This window comes from Nocardia sp. NPDC056000 (assembly GCF_042269265.1).
GTDB lineage: Bacteria > Actinomycetota > Actinomycetes > Mycobacteriales > Mycobacteriaceae > Nocardia.
On the sequence record NZ_JBHJXS010000006.1, the window covers coordinates 111,537 to 127,711 of the forward strand.

The 16,175-nt window shown below is 66.4% G+C and carries 14 protein-coding genes and 1 pseudogene; 8 read left to right on the forward strand and 7 right to left on the reverse strand.

Annotation, left to right across the window (positions count from 1 at the left end; translation table 11 throughout):
• Positions 1 to 117: 117 nt before the first annotated feature.
• On the forward strand, positions 118 to 702 hold the full coding sequence (locus tag ACFC4D_RS19005) for a DUF402 domain-containing protein (protein WP_375967944.1): 585 nt from the start codon (positions 118 to 120) through the stop codon (positions 700 to 702).
• Between the two features lie 100 nt (positions 703 to 802).
• Here ACFC4D_RS19005 and ACFC4D_RS19010 read toward each other — a convergent pair whose 3' ends face one another.
• The gene (locus ACFC4D_RS19010) at positions 803 to 1,234 is read right to left on the reverse strand and encodes a hypothetical protein (protein ID WP_375967945.1); all 432 of its coding nucleotides are present in this window, start codon (positions 1,232 to 1,234) and stop codon (positions 803 to 805) included.
• A gap of 152 nt (positions 1,235 to 1,386) precedes the next feature.
• Between ACFC4D_RS19010 and ACFC4D_RS19015 the strand changes: the two genes are divergently transcribed.
• A complete protein-coding gene (locus ACFC4D_RS19015; protein WP_375967946.1) occupies positions 1,387 to 1,911 on the forward strand; it encodes a DUF402 domain-containing protein in 525 nt (174 codons plus the stop codon).
• Positions 1,912 to 1,949: 38 nt separating this feature from the next.
• Here ACFC4D_RS19015 and coaE read toward each other — a convergent pair.
• Positions 1,950 to 2,897 (reverse strand): annotated as a pseudogene (gene coaE, locus ACFC4D_RS19020) (dephospho-CoA kinase); the annotation flags it as partial.
• A gap of 289 nt (positions 2,898 to 3,186) precedes the next feature.
• On the opposite strand from coaE, the gene ACFC4D_RS19025 reads away from it, so the two are divergent.
• Complete coding sequence (locus ACFC4D_RS19025; protein WP_364644243.1) at positions 3,187 to 3,405, forward strand: hypothetical protein; 219 nt, start codon at positions 3,187 to 3,189, stop codon at positions 3,403 to 3,405.
• 98 nt (positions 3,406 to 3,503) lie between these two features.
• On the opposite strand, the gene ACFC4D_RS19030 is transcribed toward ACFC4D_RS19025, so the two are convergent.
• Positions 3,504 to 5,036 carry a phospholipase C gene (locus tag ACFC4D_RS19030; RefSeq protein ID WP_376065023.1) on the reverse strand — a complete coding sequence of 511 codons (1,533 nt, stop codon included), beginning with the start codon at positions 5,034 to 5,036 and terminating at the stop codon, positions 3,504 to 3,506.
• A 194-nt stretch (positions 5,037 to 5,230) separates the two neighbouring features.
• Between ACFC4D_RS19030 and ACFC4D_RS19035 the strand changes: the two genes are divergently transcribed.
• Positions 5,231 to 7,471, forward strand: coding sequence for an MMPL family transporter (locus ACFC4D_RS19035; protein ID WP_376065025.1), 2,241 nt, complete (start codon positions 5,231 to 5,233; stop codon positions 7,469 to 7,471).
• On the opposite strand, the gene ACFC4D_RS19040 is transcribed toward ACFC4D_RS19035, so the two are convergent.
• Together ACFC4D_RS19040 and rpsA are read right to left on the reverse strand one after the other, a co-directional pair.
• The gene (locus tag ACFC4D_RS19040; protein ID WP_375967949.1) at positions 7,417 to 7,989 is read right to left on the reverse strand and encodes a TetR/AcrR family transcriptional regulator; all 573 of its coding nucleotides are present in this window, start codon (positions 7,987 to 7,989) and stop codon (positions 7,417 to 7,419) included. The two genes, ACFC4D_RS19035 and ACFC4D_RS19040, sit on opposite strands and share 55 nt — an antisense overlap.
• Positions 7,990 to 8,132: 143 nt before the next feature.
• Complete coding sequence (gene rpsA, locus ACFC4D_RS19045) at positions 8,133 to 9,614, reverse strand: 30S ribosomal protein S1 (protein ID WP_375968235.1); 1,482 nt, start codon at positions 9,612 to 9,614, stop codon at positions 8,133 to 8,135.
• 295 nt (positions 9,615 to 9,909) lie between these two features.
• Here rpsA and ACFC4D_RS19050 point away from each other — a divergent pair, with 295 nt between their 5' ends.
• Both ACFC4D_RS19050 and ACFC4D_RS19055 read left to right on the forward strand, forming a co-directional pair.
• Positions 9,910 to 10,782, forward strand: coding sequence for a class I SAM-dependent methyltransferase (locus ACFC4D_RS19050; protein ID WP_375967950.1), 873 nt, complete (start codon positions 9,910 to 9,912; stop codon positions 10,780 to 10,782).
• 38 nt (positions 10,783 to 10,820) lie between these two features.
• Positions 10,821 to 12,383 (forward strand): serine/threonine-protein kinase, encoded by a 1,563-nt coding sequence (locus tag ACFC4D_RS19055; protein WP_376065027.1) that lies wholly within the window; start codon positions 10,821 to 10,823, stop codon positions 12,381 to 12,383.
• Positions 12,384 to 12,434: 51 nt separating this feature from the next.
• Here the strand turns inward: ACFC4D_RS19055 and ACFC4D_RS19060 are convergent, their stop codons facing one another.
• Together ACFC4D_RS19060 and ACFC4D_RS19065 are read right to left on the reverse strand one after the other, a co-directional pair.
• Positions 12,435 to 12,605, reverse strand: a complete 171-nt coding sequence (locus ACFC4D_RS19060; RefSeq protein ID WP_375967952.1) for a hypothetical protein — start codon at positions 12,603 to 12,605, stop codon at positions 12,435 to 12,437.
• Positions 12,605 to 13,489, reverse strand: a complete 885-nt coding sequence (locus tag ACFC4D_RS19065) for an SPFH domain-containing protein (RefSeq protein ID WP_375967953.1) — start codon at positions 13,487 to 13,489, stop codon at positions 12,605 to 12,607. The genes ACFC4D_RS19060 and ACFC4D_RS19065 overlap by 1 nt, the downstream gene beginning before the upstream one ends.
• 115 nt (positions 13,490 to 13,604) lie before the next feature.
• On the opposite strand from ACFC4D_RS19065, the gene ACFC4D_RS19070 reads away from it, so the two are divergent.
• Positions 13,605 to 14,171 (forward strand): TetR/AcrR family transcriptional regulator, encoded by a 567-nt coding sequence (locus tag ACFC4D_RS19070; RefSeq protein ID WP_375967954.1) that lies wholly within the window; start codon positions 13,605 to 13,607, stop codon positions 14,169 to 14,171.
• A gap of 96 nt (positions 14,172 to 14,267) precedes the next feature.
• Positions 14,268 to 16,031, forward strand: coding sequence for an alpha/beta fold hydrolase (locus ACFC4D_RS19075; RefSeq protein WP_376065030.1), 1,764 nt, complete (start codon positions 14,268 to 14,270; stop codon positions 16,029 to 16,031).
• Positions 16,032 to 16,175: the final 144 nt, after the last annotated feature.

Here is a 16,175-nt window from a genome sequence, read left to right on the forward strand (position 1 = left end):
AAAGAATTCCCATGTGACGAACCTCGAATTTCCTTCCCACACAACGGAGGTCCCATTCCCAGCATCCAGGTGTAACCTGGGCTGGCGGTTCGGGACGAGTCGGAAAGAGGCAAGGCCATGGTCGGTCTGCATATGCCACAGCGCAATTCCACCAACGGCGCAGATCCACAAAGGGTCGAGCGGCCGGCTCCCGCGGCGTCCGCGCATCGCCCCAGGCTGGAGTTCTTCAATCTGGCGGACCTGTGCTGGACGGATTATCACGGGTACGTGCACTCCGTGGAGCGGCTACACGCCGAACCCTGGGGCCTTTATATCGAGCGGATTGTGGACAATCCGCGTTTCCACTACATCGAATCCTGGTTGCTCCCAGAGCTTTTCCTCCGGGTCACGGTCTATCACCTGCGGCCCGGCCACGATCGCGGTCAGACCTACTACCTCGATATCGGCGAGTACAGCCAGATCGAGCCGAAGAAGTGGCGTGGCGAGGGTCACTACCTGCACGTGGTCGCGCGACCCGGACAGGTGCCCGAACTGCTCGGCATCGACGACCTGCTGACCGCGCACGCGGCCGGGCATTTCGATACCGCGCGCACGCACAAGGCCATCGAGCGGGCCGCGGCGGTGGTGGACGGTATCGCGGGCTGCGGTCACGATGTGGACCGCTGGCTCGCCACCAAGGGCGTCGCGCTGAGCTGGCTCTAGCCGCGCGAGATCTCGCTTCGGCTGCGCGAGATATGGAGAAGGCCACCCGGTCCGTCTTGTACCCGGCCCGGGTGGCCTTGTCCCGTCGTACTTTTCGGCGCTAGCTGGAGCCGGTCGGAATGAGCCCGCCGAGCCCGCCGCCGCAGCCCAGGCTGCCGGTATTGCTGCCCGCGGTGACCTGAACGTTGATCGAATCGCTGATCAGGATCTGGCGCGCCTCGAGCTTGTGATTGCCCACGGTGGTGGGCGTCCACTTGATGGTGACCTTATTGCTCAGCAGCGAGGGCGACACCGGGCTGCCCGGGATGTCCACGCCGTTATCGGTGAACTTCACCGTCGAGAGCCGGTCCACCTCGACCGAGGCGGTGACGGTGTAGCTGCAACCGGTCTTATGCTCGGTGCCCCCGTCGACCTGGAGATTACCGACCCACGCGCCGGCCTGGGGTGCGGCCATGACCATGGTGGCGGCCAGCGCGCCGAAGGCGGTGACTCCCATCCCGGCCCGGCGAGCGCGAACGCTCTGTACCTTCATCTTTGCTTCCCTTATTCGAACTACCCACGTCAAGTAATGGGTAGCCGCAACATAACGGAAGGCAACGTTTCACATTTGCGTTTCGGCGAAACTCGGCCGAATCGGCCACACTCCCCTGGACGACGCCCGCCGGACAGGCGATGCTTACGGGCATGACTCAGGCTTCCGCGGTTGACCTACACCGACCCAAGGTTGAGTACTTCAACGTCGATGAACTCACCAATATCGATCCCAAGGGCTTCGTTCGGCAGGTCGAGCGCTACCACGTCGAACCGTGGGGGCTGTACATGGCGCGCACCTCGGACCATCCCGAGTTCCACTACATCGAATCCTGGCTGCTGCCAAGCATGTCCATTCGCGCGACGGTCTTCCACTTCACCCCCGCCCACCTGCGCGATCAGGACTACTACATCGATATCGGCGAGTACGCGCAGGTCGGTGCGAAGAAGTGGAAGTCGGTCGACCACTACCTGGATCTGGTGGTGCGCAGCAACCGCGAGGTCGAACTCCTCGATGTCGACGAGCTCCTCGCCGCGCACGCCGCCGGATACCTGGATCTAGGCCAGGCGCAGCAGGCCATCGAAACCGCGACCACCGTCATCGACGGAATCGCCGCGCACGGGCACAGTTTCGAAGCCTGGCTGCAAGCTCGGGACATCACCCTGACCTGGATGTAGCGCCGCCGGGCGATGCCGCGGCGACGCAATCGTCAGTTCTCGACAGCCACAACCACATTCGCGAGACGGCCGGGATCGGCGCTCGCATGCGCCCACTCCCCCGCGACCGGCTGATCGTCCGTGGCGCGCGGGAAACCCGCATCCGCCAATCGATCCCGTAGCGCCTCGGCCACGGTCACATCGGCGACGGTGATGCGGATGTCCAGCACATCCTCGGCGGGCTTATCCGCCACCGCGGTCGGCCCGACGTGTTCGATGCGCCGCGCATCGGCCGCGCAGGCCAGGGCGAGGCGGGCGATGAGGCGCTTGGCCTGCACCGGCCATTCCGGATTCGCGGGGACCACGGGCAGTTCGGCGGGCCGGGCAGCCGGAGTGCGGGTGCGCAGATTGCGCTCGAACGGAATGAGCCGCTCGGTCCAGAGCGCGTCGACGGCCGCGGCGACCGCGCCGTCCGCGCCATTGTTGTCCAGCAGTACATCGGCCACCGCGTGCCGCTGGGCATCGGTGGCCTGGGCGGCGATCCGTGCGCGCGCGTCGGCTTCGTCCACGCCGCGGAATTCCACCAGGCGGCGCAGCCGGGTCTCCTCGGCCACGTCCACGATGACCACCAGATTCATGAAGGGCGCGAGCCCGTTCTCCACCAGCAGCGGAATGTCCTGCACCACAATGCCGTCCGCGGGTGCGGAGGCGACCAGTTCATTGGTGCGCTTGCCGACCAGCGGATGGGTGATGCCGTTGAGGGTGGCGCGCGCCTCATCGCTGGCGAAAGCCTTGGCGGCCAATGCCGGTCGATCCAAGCTGCCGTCGGCGGCGAGAATATCGTTTCCGAAGGCGGCCACGAGTGCGGCCAATCCCTCGGTGCCGGGCGCGACTACTTCGCGCGCGATAACGTCGCTGTCCACCAGCAACGCGCCGTGTTCGACGAGAATGCGGGCCACGGTGGATTTGCCCGCTCCCATGCCTCCGGTGAGACCGATTCGCAACATTCGCCCAGTCTGACATCTGTCGCGGCGGTCGCGCACACCACCCCTCACCTGGCGAAAGTACGGATTACCCAGTCGGACCGGTGAATTCACTTTCGGCCGTGGAGTTTGCTCATTCCGTGATATTGATGAGACCAATTCGCAACTTTTTCGTTCAATACGGACCGTTTGTCGGCAACATTCCGACACGCCGGGGTGAATGTCGCGCAAAATACGGCGTCGCACACTTTTGTTCGGCTAAGGTTCGCCGCAGGCGATCCAGGGCCGGTAACACGTAGGAGAAGGAACTTCATTGGGCACCAGAAACATCCAGACGGGTCGGCACCGTCTGGGACTGCCGGGCATGATGCACTGCATCGAGATTCCCGCGGTCGCGGCAGCGCTCGCCGTACATCGGCGCGGCTGGTTCACCGCTTTGCTCAACCTCACCCCCGCTCGGCACAGCGCCGCCGCCACGCGAAAACGCGCCGAACGTCCTGCCGTCCAACAGTGGGTGCCCGCTACCGCCTGATACGCGAACGCGACTGTGGCCCAGCCCCTTCCGGGACTGGGCCATAATTTCGCGTGCGCGGGTGGCGGCCCGACCGCGAACGGCCGGGCCGCCAGGCATCACACCGTGAGGCCGCTGGGCCTGCGGCGGGTGCCGGGTTCCTGCGTCGGCATGGCGTTGGGCGGCACCGGATACGGGGTGCCGACATTCGCCGTACCCAGGGCGACATTCGGACCACATTGCGCCAGTGCGGCATTCAGCTTTCGGTCCGCCGGGCCGAAGGCCGGTTTCGCCGTGTCCGGGGTCGAGCCGAAGTCGAAGCTGGAGGTCATATCGCCGGTGACGCCGCGCCGCCACGCGGTCAGGTTCGGCACGTCGACGCCGAAGCGGCGCTCCAGCAGGCGCAGCTGTGAGGTGTGGTCGAAGGTCTGCGAGGAGACCAGCCCGCCGCGGCTGTACGGCGAGATGACGAAGCACGGCACGCGATAGCCCAGACCGATCGGTCCGGCGATGCCTTCCGATTTGTGTGCGCGATCCAGGGGCACGGTCAGGTATTCACCGGCGGTTCCGGGCGGCGGGGTCGGTGGCGTCACGTGATCGAAGAAACCGCCGTTCTCGTCATAGCTGACGATCAGCGCGGTCTTCTCCCACACCTTCGGATTCGAGGTGAGGATATCGAGCACCTGCATGATGCCGACCGCACCCAGAGCCGGTGGCAGCGCGGGATGTTCGCAATTGAGCAGGGACGGGATCACCCAGGACACATTGGGCAGCTGATCCGCGGCCACATCGGCGGCGAAATCACTCGGGTACACCGGGGCCTTACCCCGGCGCGCCAGCTCCGAGGCGGGATCGGCGGCCTGTTTGAAACAGCCCATCATGCCGTCCAGGATCACCGAGGACAGCGGGCCGACATCGCGATTGTTGTAGATCTTCCAGCTCACCCCGGCATCGGAGAGGTTCTCCGGCATGGTCCGCCAGCTGTACGCGTTCTGCGGAATCATGGTCGGCGTCTCCAGCAGCGGGCCACCCGCGAGACCATCCGGATCGATGGTGGCCGACACCCAGTACAGCCGATTGGGATCGGTCGGCCCGAGCACCGAGCAGTGGTAGTTGTCGCAGATGGTGAACGCGTCCGCGAGATCGTGGTGCACCGGGATATCGGCGCGGGTGTAGTAGCCCATGGCCGCCGGGCCGTTGGCCGCGCCGACCGAGGCGATGGACATCGGCATCCAGCCGTCATTGCGGCCGTTGTTCCATGCCTTGTGCATGCCCGCCCAGGTGTGGTCGGGATCGTTGATGCATTCACCGTCCAGCGACGGCCCGCGCTCGGTGTCCAGGCGGAACGGGTTGATGAATCCGTCGGCGGTCGGGCCGATGCCGGGCGCGTACCCGTACTGGTTCCACGCCGGTGACGGATCGTCGAATCCTCTTACACCGGACAGGGTTCCGAAGTAGTGGTCGAAGGAGCGGTTCTCCTGCATCAACAGCACGAAGTGCTCGATATCCCCGAGTCCGCCCATTCCGGCCGGATCGGCGGCGTAGGCGCGCTCGATAATGGGATTGGCCCACGAGGCGACCATGCCCGCGCCGCCCGCGACCATCGCCTTCGCCATGAAGTCACGCCTGTTGATGCCGTCGAACACGCCCATGCCTGCATCCAACCTTCGATTGGTGTCGGGACTGCGAATCCCCGGTTTCCGACCGGGTTTCCGACCATGACGCCGGTCACGGTACCGCATGATCACAAAATTCCTGAGAGTGACTTGCAGGCATCCTCGGCACCGGCCTAGGCTGAGCGACATACCTGAGAGTGACTTTCAGGTATCGCGTCCGGAGGGGAACCATGGCAGAGCCCGCAAAGTCCGCAGCGTCCGAACAATTCGGCATGGTCGGCAGGGTGGGCATGTTCATGGCCCGGCATCGCCGCACGGTCCTGGGAGTCTGGCTGCTGCTGGTCATCGGGTGCGCTGCCGCCTATCCGGCACTGCACAGCCGCCTCGGCGCACCCGACTACAGCGTTCCCGGCTCGGAATCCAAACGGGTGGAACAGCTTGCGGCGCAGCATTTCTCACAGCTGGGCGCGGAACAGGATCTGATCGTGTTCCATTCGGCGAGCCATACCGCCGACAGTCCCGAATTCCGTACCGTCATCGACAGCGCGCTCACCACCGCCCGGGCGATCCCCGGTATCGCCGGTGCGGTCGGCCCGTTCGAAGGCAATGCGGCACTGCAGATCTCGGCCGATCGGCATACCGCGTTCGGCATCGTCGGCCTCAACGGCGAGATGACCGAGCGCGTGGATCTCGCCGGCCGCCTGCAGACCGCCCTGGACCCGGTCGGCGCCAACGGCATTCAGGTCGCGGTCACCGGATACTCCCCCGTCCAGGGCGAATTGATGCGCATGGAAACCGCGGATATGCAGCGCGGGGAGAGCATCGGCCTGCCGGTCGCGGCCCTGGTGTTGGTGCTCGCCCTCGGCGCGATCGTGGCCGCCACCATCCCGATCACGGTGACCGGCGCGGGCATCGCGGTGGCGGTGGGCGTGCTGTTCGGGCTCACCAGCTTCCTGACCTTCGATTCACTGGTGCTCTCGGTCGCCACCATGATCGGTACCGGTACCGCCATCGACTACGCCATGTTCATCGTGAGCCGATTCAACGAGGAGCTCACCAAACGCGGAGTCCGTGATCGCAAGGCGCGCACGCGGATCGACGCCGCCGTCGGCGCGGCCCTGGATACCACCGGGCGCACCATCCTGGCCTCGGGGCTCATCGTGATGATCTCGCTCTGCGCCCTGACCGTGGTCGGGCTGCCGATGCTCAACGGTGTCGCCATCGGCGTGGTGACCGCGGTGCTCGCCACCCTGGCCGCGGCCTGCACCCTGCTGCCCGCGGTGCTTTCGCTGCTCGGCCCGGCGATCAACCGGGGTGCGCTGCCCGCGCGCCTGCGCCCCGCCGAGACCCGCGCCGCCGTCACCTCGACCGCGTGGACCCGATGGGCGCATCTGGTCATGGGCCGTCCGGTGCTGTTCGGCGTGGCCGGGGTGGCGGTGCTCGCCATTGCCGCCGCACCCCTGGCCGGTATGAAGTACGGCATCGATATGGCGCTGGGCTCGCTCGGCGATCGCCCCGCCGGACAGGCCACCCAACTGATTCGGAGCGAATTCGGCCCGGGTCTGCTCTCCCCCATTCAGGTGGTGCTGACCGGACCGGACGATACCGCCCTGTCCGGCGGTGGTTTCGTGGACGCCAATCGCTTTGTGGCCGAACTCAATCGCGATCCGCGCATCGCCTCGGTGCTGCCGCAGACCGCCGACGGCCGCATGCTCGCCATGGTGGTGCCGAAGGATTCCTTCGATTCCACCGCCGTCGCCGACCTCACCATCGATATCCGTTCCCGCGCAAGCACTGTCGACTCCGCGACGATCTCGGTCGGCGGTGTATCGGCCACCTTCGCCGATGTCTCCGAGCTCATCACCTCGCGCTTCCCGTGGGTGATCGTGCTGGTGCTGACGGTCTCGATGGCGTTCCTGGTCTTCGCGTTCCGCAGTATCGTGCTGGCCGTCAAGGCCATCGCGCTGAATCTGCTGGCCACCGGTGCGGCACTGGGCATTACGGTCGCGGTCTTCCAGCGCGGTATCGGCGAATCGCTGCTCGGGTTCCACAGCGCCGGATTCCTCCAGGTGTATCTGCCCATGCTGGTGTTCGCGGTGCTGTTCGGGCTGTCCATGGATTACGAGGTTTTCCTGGTGCGCCGCATGAAGGAGGCATGGGAGCGCAATCCCGATAACGCCGCCGCCGTGGCGGAGGGATTGCAGCACACCGCCCGGCCGATCACGGCCGCTGCGGCCATCATGGTCGCGGTCTTCGCCAGCTTCGTGACCGCGGATGTCTTGGAGCTCAAGCAGATCGGCTTCGCACTGGCCGTCGCGGTGACCATCGACGCGGTGATCGTGCGCCTGATTCTGGTGCCCGCCTTCATGCAGCTGTTCGGCCGCTGGAACTGGTGGCTGCCGACGCTGCGCCGGACTCAGCCGATCACGGCGTCAAGCGCGGACAGAATCGAATCCAGCGCCTCGGTGTAGACCTGCCGCATGGGCACCGCGAAATCCGTTCCGGCCCAATGGTCCAGCGAGGCCATGCACCCCCAGATGGCGGTGGCGACGGCGATCCGCAATTGCAGATCATTGGCGTCGCGCCCGGACCGCTCGGCCAGCAGCGCCAGGAATTGCGCCTCCAGATCGCGCATCTGCCGCACCTGCCGGTCCCGCACTTCCGGATAGGTCAGCGCGTGCTGCATGCGCATGCGGGTGCGGCGTTCGAGCTCCGGGGTGATGAGCGTATCGATGAGGATCGGCGCGAGCGTGCGCGTCAGGGCCAGCAGTTCGGCCGGTGTGGCGATGCCGCCGTCACCGGCGGTGCGCAGCACCTCGAGGATCTGCGGATCGGCCTCGTCGTAGAGGACCAGCATTTCCTTGGTCCCGAAGTACCGGTAGATCGAGCTCGGCGACACCCCCGCCGCGGTCGCGACCCGTTCCACCGTCACCTCGCGGTACCCGTGCCGCTCGAACAGATCCAGCGCGATTCGCTGGATACGGCTCATGGCTTCGACTTTGCGGCGCTCCCAGAGCGATCCGGGAGACTCGACGGCGGAGTGGAACATATTGCATCGAGAATAGCGAAAGTCCCCGAGCCCATAGGGACTCGGGGACTTTCGAACTATCGCGTTATCGCGTCAGTAGCGAATCAGGCGTTGCCCGACAGCTTCTCACGGAGCGCGGCCAGCTGCGCATCGCTCGCCAGCGAGCCACCGGCGGGCTCGGCGGAGGACGAAGACGACGAGGAGGACGTGGCCGCCTGCGAACCGCTCTCGGAGGAGTAGTTCTGCGGGCCACCGTTGGCGGCCTCGGCAGCGGCGTCAGCCGCCATCTTCTCCATCTGAGTGGTGTGCATCTTGTGGCGACGCTCGGCCTCGGCGTACCGGCCTTCCCACTCCTCGCGGACCTTGTCCGAACCCTCGAGCCATTCGTTGGTCTCGGGATCGAAGCCCTCGGGGAAGATGTAGTTGCCCTGGTCGTCGTAGCTGTCCGCCATGCCGTACTTGGACGGATCGAACTCGGCGTTGTAGTCCTCGTTCGCCTGCTTCAGCGACAGCGAGATACGACGACGCTCGAGGTCGATGTCGATGACCTTGACCATCGCGTCGTCGCCGACGGCGACAACCTGGTCCGGGACCTCGACGTGGCGCTCGGCCAGCTCGGAGATGTGCACCAGGCCCTCGATGCCCTCTTCGACGCGCACGAAGGCGCCGAAGGGAACGAGCTTGGTGACCTTGCCCGGGACGATCTGACCGATCGCGTGGGTCCGGGCGAACTGACGCCACGGGTCTTCCTGAGTCGCCTTGAGCGACAGGGAGACACGCTCGCGGTCCAGGTCGACGTCGAGGACCTCGACGGTGACCTCGTTGCCGACCTCGACAACCTCGGACGGGTGATCGATGTGCTTCCAGGACAGCTCGGAGACGTGCACCAGGCCGTCGACGCCACCCAGGTCCACGAAGGCACCGAAGTTGACGATGGAGGACACGACGCCCTTGCGGACCTGGCCCTTCTGCAGCTGGTGCAGGAACTCGGAGCGCACCTCGGACTGGGTCTGCTCCAGCCAAGCGCGACGCGACAGAACCACGTTGTTGCGGTTCTTGTCGAGCTCGATGATCTTGGCCTCGATCTCCTTGCCGACGTACGGCTGGAGATCGCGAACGCGACGCATCTCGACGAGCGAGGCCGGGAGGAAGCCGCGGAGGCCGATGTCCAGGATCAGGCCGCCCTTGACAACCTCGATGACGGTGCCCTTGACGGCCTCGTCACGCTCCTTGAGCTCCTCGATCGTGCCCCAAGCCCGCTCGTACTGCGCGCGCTTCTTCGACAGGATCAGGCGGCCTTCCTTGTCCTCCTTGGTGAGAACGAGGGCCTCGACCTCATCACCCACGGAAACGACCTCATTCGGGTCGACATCGTGCTTGATGGAGAGTTCGCGAGAGGGGATGACGCCTTCGGTCTTGTAACCGATGTCGAGAAGGACCTCGTCACGGTCGACCTTGACAATGGTGCCTTCGACGATATCGCCGTCGTTGAAGTACTTGATCGTCTTGTCGATAGCGGCGAGGAAGTCCTCGGCAGTGCCGATGTCATTAACGGCTACCTGCGGCGAGGTCACAGTAGTGGGCATGTGTGAGGTTGCTCCGGACGGATTGTGGTCGGAAGTGGACATGTGGGCTTTCGGTATTGCTGCGAACACACAGCTGATGGAACTAACGTTGGTCATGCGACAGCACATCGCTGTGGCGGAGCACAACGCTGCCCTGAAAAGCATGCGGACTCACAGCACGATTGTCTGCTCTGCTCGACCCAGTGAGTTTCCCCAGAGATTCGAGTACAGAAGACACTCGCGGGAAACAGCGTACGCGAGGTCTGTTGTACCAAGCAAACACGGGTACCTCGGCGCGAGTCGATAGGGTTGCGCAATGGCCGAAGATCACCCCGCTCTCCCCGACGATACCCGGCACGCCGAGGCGAATTCCCTGCTCGGGACGGTGGGGGTGGCTCGAACCAAGATTGACTCCACCGCGAGCGAGCGCGCCAGCCGCAAATGGTGGGATGCGGACGCCGCGGCCTATCACGAGACGCACGCCGATTTCCTGGGCGTGGATTCGATTGCCGGGGAGTTCATCTGGTGCCCGGAGGGCCTGCACGAGGGTGACTGGCGGCTGCTCGGCGACATTGTGGACAAGCACATATTGGAGATCGGCTGCGGTTCCGCGCCGTGCTCGCGCTGGCTCGCGGCGCACGGCGCGCATCCGGTAGGCCTCGATATCTCCCGGCAGATGCTGGAGCGCGGGATGCACGCCATGACCGCGAGCGGGCCGCGGGTACCGCTGGTGCAGGCGGGTGCGGAGGCGCTGCCGTTCGCGGACGCGAGTTTCGATCTGGCCTGTTCGGCGTTCGGCGGGGTGCCGTTCGTGGCGGATTCGGGTCAGGTGATGCGCGAGGTGGCGCGGGTGCTGCGGCCGGGCGGGCGCTGGGTGTTCTCCGTCAACCACCCCATGCGCTGGATCTTCCCGGACGATCCGGGACCGGAGGGCTTGCGCGCGGCCATCCCGTATTTCGATCGCACGCCGTATGTGGAGCTGGACGGGAACGGTGAGCCCACCTATGTCGAGCACCATCGCACCGTCGGCGATCGGGTGCGCGAGATCGTGGCCGCCGGGCTGACCCTGGTCGACCTCATCGAACCCGAATGGCCGGAGTGGCTCGAGCGCGAATGGGGCCAGTGGAGTCCTTTGCGAGGCGAAATATTCCCGGGCACAGCCATTTTCGTCACCGAGAAGCCGCTCTGATCTGGCCGCCGTCACCTCGGGTGTGGTAGGCGTGACGGGTGGAGGAAAGTCCGTTCGGCCGCTATCGACTCCTCGGACTGCTCGGCGAAGGGGGCATGGGGCGGGTCTATCGCGCCTTCGATACCGAGACCGAGCGGGTCGTGGCGCTCAAGGTGCTGCCGCCGCAGTTCGCGCATGACCCGGTGTACCGGGAACGGTTCCGGCGCGAGGCGCAGGCGGCGGCACGGCTGACCGAACCGCACATCATTCCGATCCACGGGTACGGGGAGATCGACGGGCGACTGTTCCTGGATATGCGGCTGGTCGAGGGCACCGATCTGGCGACCGTGCTGAACGCCTCGGGACGGCTCGCGCCGCTGCGCGCGGTCGAATTGCTGGCGCAGATAGCCGCAGCGCTCGATGCCGCGCATCACGCCGGACTGGTGCACCGGGATGTGAAACCGTCCAATATCCTCACCACCGCAAACGATTTCGCGTATCTCATCGACTTCGGCATCGCGCGCGGTGAGAACGATTCCGATCTGACCACCATGGGCGCGGCCATCGGCACCTTCGCCTATATGGCCCCCGAACGCCTGGCCAATGACAGCTATGACGGCCGGGCCGATGTGTACTCGCTGGCCTGTGTGCTCTACGAGAGCCTGGCGGGCTCGAAACCGTTCCCGGGCACCAGCGTCGAGCGGCAGATCGCCGCGCATCTGTCCGCGCCGCCGCCGCGGCCGTCGGTTCAGGTGGCGGGTGTGGCGACCGCGTTCGACGCGGTCATCGCGCGCGGGATGGCCAAGAATCCGGTGGATCGCTATCGGACCGCCGGAGCGTTGATCGACGCCGCCCGGGCGGCGGCGCGCGGGCAGCTGCGGCTGCCGGATTCCGGCCCCGAACCCATACCGCCGGGTCCGGCCGCCGGACCGCACACGCTCCCGGGACCGGGCATGACGGACGCGGATACCGTTGCGACACAGGCGAGTCCACTGTCCCCGCCGCAACCCGACCACTGGATCTCATCCGCTTCGACCGCCGACACCCAGCTCATCCGCCCCGCCTCGCCGGATCCGGCGAGGCGTTCGCTGCGCGCCCTGATGTGGGCGGCCTCTGCGATGGCGGTGCTCATCGCGATCGGGGTGATCGCGGTCCCGCTGATCCGCCAGAGCGGTACCTCGTCCGAGTCCGCTGGCTCCCCCGCCCCGCAGTCCACCAATACCCTGGCCCTCACGCCCCCGGGCACCCGCGCCACTCCCCCGCCGACCACCACCGGCGATAGCGAAACCACCACCGCCCCAGCCGATTCCGCCACTCGCGCGGTGAACTTCCTCCGCGAGCACTACGCCCTGCTGCCGAGCAATCCGGCGGCCGCCTGGGCGCGCCTGACACCCGCCTACCAGAACCGCATCGGCGGCTATACCGCCTACCAATCCTTCTGGACCACGGTCGATGCCGTCACCGCCTGGGATGTCGCCGCCGACGGCAGCACCCTGACGGTGACCTACCGCCTGTCCTTCCGCTACAACAACGGCAAACCCATCGCCGCCGAACAACGCCGCGCCCAACTGGTCCGCAGCGGTGACACCTTCCTGATCGACAGCGCCGAACTCATCTCCTGATCCGGTCCGGATACGCCGAACTCCTCCCGCACGCTGCGGGAGGAGTTCGGTTCAGGGTGTCTTCGGTTCTCGCCCGGCGTTTTTCAATGCCACCCGGAGGGCGTATTCGATTTGGGCGTTGATGCTGCGGAGGTCGTCGGCGGCCCATTTGGCGATGGCGTCGTGGACGCCGGGATCCAGGCGGAGCAGAACCTTTTTGGGCTCGCGTTTGGGCGCCGGCATCAGCTGTAGAGGGTGCCGGTGTTCACGACGGGCTGGGCGGCGCGGTCACCACACAGGACCACCAGGAGGTTGGAAACCATTGCGGCCTTGCGCTCCTCATCGAGTTCGACCATGCCCTCGGCGGCGAGCCGCTCCAGGGCCAGGCCGACCATGCCGACCGCGCCCTCCACGATACGGGTGCGGGCCGCGACGATCTGCGAGGCCTGCTGGCGCACCAGCATGGACTGGGCGATCTCGGGGGCGTACGCCAGGTGCGTGATGCGGGCCTCGATGACCTCGATACCGGCCAGATCGGTGCGTTCGCGCAGTTCGGCGGTGAGTTCCTCGGCGACCGTGCTGCCATCGCGCAGGCTGGTGCGGGTGGCGTCGTCATGGGCGTCGTAGGGGTGGATGGTGGCCAGATGACGGACCGCCGCCTCGGACTGGGTCTCCACGTACTGCTCGTAATCGTCGACGGCGAAGGCGGCCTTGTAGCTGTCGACCACGCGGTAGACGACCACCGCGGCGATCTCGACCGGATTGCCGTCCGCCTCATTGACCTTCAGCTTCTGGGTCTCGAAGTTCCTGACCCGCAACGAGATTCCGCGCCGGCTGCTGAACGGGGTGACCCAGTGGAATCCGGCCTCGCTGACCGAGCCGATGTACCGGCCGAAGAACTGAACGACCTTGGCCTGGTTGGGATTCACCACCACGAAGCCGGTGAGCACCACGACGGCCGCGATCATGGCCACGGTCAGCAGCACCGCCCCGGCCGGTGACGCACCGTTGTGATTGTTGGCGGAATTGCCGAGCACCGCGATACCCGCGACGGCCAGCGCACCGAAAATCAGAAAAACCCCCAGCATCAGAAACCCGTTCACGCGGAACGCCCGACGCATCTCCATGACACTCTCCTAGTATCGAAGTGATATCACGACGATAGCGCTTGACCGGGCCGGTGCCAAGTGGGTTTCGGAAGCCGGGGTTGCGGAAATATGTAGACCGGTCTAGTTTTCAGGCATGGGACAGAAGGGCGCGGAAACGCGGGACCGGCTGCTGGACGCGACCCAGGAATTGATGGAGACCTCGGGATACTTCGGTGCCGGACTCAATCAGGTGGTCGCGCTCAGTGGTGCGCCGCGCGGATCGCTGTACTTCCACTTCCCCGGCGGTAAGGACGAGATGGTCGGGGCGTCGGTGCGACGCGCGGGGCAGACGATCGGCGACGCGCTGACGAGCCTGGCGGAATCGAGCGAATCGGTGACGGCACTCGCGGACGCGATGCTGGGCTTCCTCGGCGACCAGTTGGAGCAGTCGGGCTGGCGCAAGGGGTGCCCGGTGGCGACCGTGGCATTGGAGACCGCGGCCACCAATGATCCACTGCAACAGGCGTGTTCGGAGGTCTACCGCGCATGGGAGGCGGCACTGCGCATCCAGGTCGCGGACCGGCCCGATGCGGATGATCTCGCGATCACCATCCTGGCGCTGGTGGAGGGTGCGCTGGTACTCGCCCGCGCGCATCGCAGCCGAGATCCGCTGACCCGGGTGGGACGGCAGATCAACGCGCTCTTGTCAGCGCCTTCCTGAGCCCCCTCGGCTCCCCTGAGACAACTCGGCCCGCTCGGCAAGGCGGGCCATTTTCCGGACGACAAAATATGTAGACCGATCTATTAAGGACCGTTCATGGATGCAATCGTCTTCGGCGCGACCGGCTTTCTCGGCCGCGCCCTGGTGGCCGAACTGCTCGGACGCGGACAGCGGGTGGCCGCCGCCGTGCGTAAGGACACGCTCACGCCGTGGCTGATCGCCCAGGGGGTCGATATCGGCAGGCTGGAACTCGTCACGGCCGATATCACCCAACCGCTCTCGGGCCTGCCGACCGTGCGCGATGTCTACAACACCGCCGGGCGCTACGCCTTCGGCCTCGGCGTGGACGAGGCGCGGGCGACCAATGTCACCGGGGCGGTCAACGTACTCGAATGGGCCGCAACGCTTCCCGAGCTCCGGCGGCTGGTGCACATCAGTGGGTACCGGGTGAGCGCGGCCGACGGGATGCCCGATTACGCCGAACTCGGCGCGTACGAGGCATCGAAGGTCGAAGGCGATCTCGCGGTACGCACCCGGGCCCGCGAGCTGGCGGTTCCCCTGACCATCGCCAATCCCAGCGCGGTCATCGGCCCCGGGCAGTACATAGGGCCATCGACACTCATAGAACAGCTCTGGAACGGACAGCTACCCGCTCTGCCGGGCGGTCCGGACACCTTCGTGCCGATCGTCACCGTCGACTATCTGGCGAAATTCCTCGCCGAGATCCCCGAATACCCTGCGGGCGAACACCATTGGATTCTCGACGACGCCACTCCCGCACTGCCCGAACTGATCGGCACGATCGCGAATCACCTCGGCGTACGAGCACCGCGCCGCAGCATCCCGGTCAGCCTGTTGCGACGACTGCCGCGCACCTTGACCGGAGCGGACCCCGAAACCCTGACATTCCTGTCGACCGACCGCTACCCGACCGCCTCCGCCCGAGCGCTCGCGGCACACGCGGGTCTGCAAATACCTTCCGCCACAGCCGCTTTACGCGACTGGGCCGATGAACTGGTGGCCGCCCGCTTCGGCGCGGCCGAACCCTGGCAGCGCCCACACGGATTCCACGACGTGGCAGGCAGCCGCACCTGGCTGGTAGGCGACCGCGAACGCCCCGACTACGTACTGCTGCACGGCCTACCGCTGAACGCCGACCTGTGGGCCCCACTCGCCACCCACCTACCCGGCCCAATCCTCGCCCCCGACCTCCCCGGCCAAGGCCGTTCCGCCGCAGCCGAATCCACTGACACCTGGCTGGCCGAGCTGTTCCGCCCGGTCCGCACCCGCCCCGTCCTGATCGCCCATTCAGCGGCCTGTGCACCCGCACTTCGCTTCGCCGCCGACCACCCCGACCGCATCGGCGAACTCGTCCTCATCTCCCCCGCATTCCTCCAGAAACCCGCCGGTCGCCTGGCCCGATCCCGCGTGTCTGCCCCGCTGCTGCGCCGCATGTCCGCGGAGCGGCTGGCAAAGACGCTGAATCTCCCCGAAAGCGATGAGATCCGAAGCGCCGCAGCAGATCTGCATCGGCCCGGCGTAGCGCGCCGAACACTCGCGGCCTTGCGCACCGACGCCGGGCAACGCACACGGTCGCACACCCTGCTGAACCAGCTCGGCGAGGCCGGCACGGCACGGCGCGCGCCGAATCCGACGCGCGCCGATCAGCGACCGGTCATGAATGAGTCGCACCCGCGAGTCACGATCATCGTGGGCGCAGCCGACCCCCTCGTCACGCCCACCGACCTCCCGGTGATCGAGATCAGCGGAGCCGGGCACTACCCCCAGCTGACACACCCCACCGCTATCGCGAGGCAGCTCGCCACGGCGAGCGAATCCCCCACCGCTCCCCGAACCTGAAGCAGCCCACGCCCGCCATCCCCGCACCCGATCCCGATCGGCACGGCACGGCACTAGATCGGCCACACCCCACTCCAACCACCGGGTACTCCACTCCAACCACCGAGCACGCCGCCCCGATAGCCGCGACCCCTGCTCCGTCAT